At 73.2% G+C, this 2,343-nt stretch carries 2 protein-coding genes; one reads left to right on the top strand and one right to left on the bottom strand.

Annotated elements, in window-relative coordinates; all coding sequences use genetic code 11:
- The first annotated feature begins 166 nt into the window (after positions 1–166).
- Positions 167–1,897 carry an NAD+ synthase gene (locus tag AOK09_RS34710; protein WP_055591184.1) on the top strand — a complete coding sequence of 577 codons (1,731 nt, stop codon included), beginning with the start codon at positions 167–169 and terminating at the stop codon, positions 1,895–1,897.
- A 157-nt stretch (positions 1,898–2,054) separates the two neighbouring features.
- Here the strand turns inward: AOK09_RS34710 and AOK09_RS34705 are convergent.
- Positions 2,055–2,343, bottom strand: a 289-nt coding sequence (locus AOK09_RS34705; RefSeq protein WP_175609380.1) for an endonuclease/exonuclease/phosphatase family protein, incomplete at its 5' end; no start/stop codon positions are given.

Raw genomic sequence — 2,343 nt, 5'->3', positions numbered from 1 at the left:
GACGGCCCGCCCCCGGCCGGGCCCACCGGGCGTCCCGACGGCATCCGGCGAACACCCGGCCACACCTCGCGAAACCCCTCCGGATCCGCACGCCCGACCCGCACGCCGGGCCGCGCCGGACCGGCCCCGGCAGACATAGCGTCGAAGAGACGATTAGGCTGGGGGTGTGCCTCATCTACGTCTCGCACTGAGCCAGATCGATCCCTATGTCGGCGACATCGCCCGCAACTGCGACGAGGTCGTGCGCTGGACCCGGCACGCCGCCGAGCGGGGGGCCCAGCTGGTGGCCTTCCCCGAGATGGCGCTGACCGGCTACCCGGTGGAGGACCTGGCGCTGCGCCGCTCCTTCGTCGAGGCCTCCCGCAACGCCCTGGTGGAGCTGGCCTCCCGGCTGGCCGCCGAGGGGCTGGGGGACGTCCCGGTGGTGGTCGGCTACCTCGGACGCTCCGCCAAGGAGGCGCCGCAGAACTGCGCCGCGGTGCTGCACGGGGGACGGGTGGCCACCCGCTTCGCCAAGCACCACCTGCCCAACTACGGCGTCTTCGACGAGTACCGCTACTTCGTCCCCGGTGACCAGCTCTCCGTGGTCCGGCTGCACGGCGTGGACGTGGCGCTGGCCATCTGCGAGGACATCTGGCAGGACGGCGGCCGGGTGACCGCGGCCCGGCAGGCCGGTGCCGGGCTGCTGCTGGTGGTCAACGGCTCCCCCTACGAGCGGGAGAAGGACGACGTCCGGCTGGAGCTGGTGCGCCGCCGCGCCGCCGAGGCCGGCTGCACCCTGGCCTACCTCAACATGGTCGGCGCCCAGGACGAGCTGGTCTTCGACGGCGACTCCATCGTGGTGGACGCCGCCGGGGAGGTACTCGCCCGCGCCCCGCAGTTCGCGGAGGGCTGCGTCCTGGTCGACCTGGAACTGCCCGCCGCCGAAGCCGACGCGGACTCCTCGGGCGAAACGGTCGCCGACGGGCTGCGGGTGGAGCGCACCGTACTCGGCGGCGAGCCGCTGCCCGCCCCCGAGCACCCGGTGGTGCCCGGTGTGGCGCCGCGGATGGGCGACGAGGAGGAGATCTACGCGGCACTGGTCTCCGGCACCCGCGCCTATGTGCAGAAGAACGGCTTCCGCTCGGTGCTGATCGGCCTGTCCGGCGGCATCGACTCGGCCCTGGTGGCGGCCATCGCGGTGGACGCCGTCGGTGCTACGAGCGTGTACGGGATCTCCATGCCCAGCGCCTACTCCTCGCAGCACTCCCGCGACGACGCCGCCGAGCTGGCCCGCCGCACCGGGTTGCACTTCCGGACCGTCCCCATCGCCCCCATGTTCGACGCCTACATGGGACAGCTGGGCCTCACCGGGCTGGCCGAGGAGAACCTCCAGTCGCGGCTGCGCGGCACCCTGCTGATGGCCGTCTCCAACCAGGAGGGCCACATCGTCCTGGCGCCGGGCAACAAGAGCGAGCTGGCCGTCGGCTACTCCACCCTCTACGGCGACTCGGTCGGTGCCTTCGGCCCGATCAAGGACGTCTACAAGAGCCTGATCTTCCGGCTCGCCCGCTGGCGCAACAAGGCGGCGGAGGAGCGCGGCGAGACCCCGCCGATCCCGGAGAACTCCATCACCAAGCCGCCCAGCGCCGAGCTGCGCCCGGGACAGGTGGACACCGACTCGCTGCCCGACTACGACCTGCTGGACGCGATCCTGGAGGCGTACATCGAGAACGACCACGGGCGGGACGCGATCGTGGCGGCGGGCTTCGACCCGGCCGTGGTGGACCGGGTGGTGCGGCTGGTGGACACGGCGGAGTACAAGCGCCGCCAGTACCCGCCGGGCCCGAAGATCTCGCTCAAGGCCTTCGGCCGGGACCGCCGCCTGCCCATCACCAACCGCTGGCGGCGCGGCTGACCGTCCGGACGCCTCCGCCTGGCGCGTACCCCCGGGGGAGCGCGCCGGGCGGCGGCATCCGCGCTCGACGGCACCGCCGGACTCGCACCCCACCCACGCTCCGACCGCTGCCCGCGGCCATCCGCGCTCGGTGACCGCTGCCCGCGGCCGTCCGTGCTCAGAGGTCGATGCGGGCCGCGACGGGGAGGTGGTCGCTTCCGGTGGCGGGCAGGACCCAGGAGCTGGTCGGGTTGACGCCCTTGGTCATGATCTGGTCGATCCGCGCCATCGGGAAGGACGCCGGCCAGCTGAAGCCCATGCCGTCGCCCGCCGCCCCCTGGGCCGAGCGCATCTGCGAGGTGATGTTGGCCAGGCTGCGGTCGTTCATGGTCCCGTTGAGGTCGCCCAGCAGGACCACCCGCTGCAGCGGCTCGTCGGCGATGGCCTCGCCGAGGGCCTGGGCGCTG

Origin of the sequence: Peterkaempfera griseoplana (genome assembly GCF_001418575.1) — a bacterium.
GTDB lineage: Bacteria > Actinomycetota > Actinomycetes > Streptomycetales > Streptomycetaceae > Peterkaempfera > Peterkaempfera griseoplana.
This window is presented reverse-complemented; position numbering and strand designations above follow the sequence as displayed.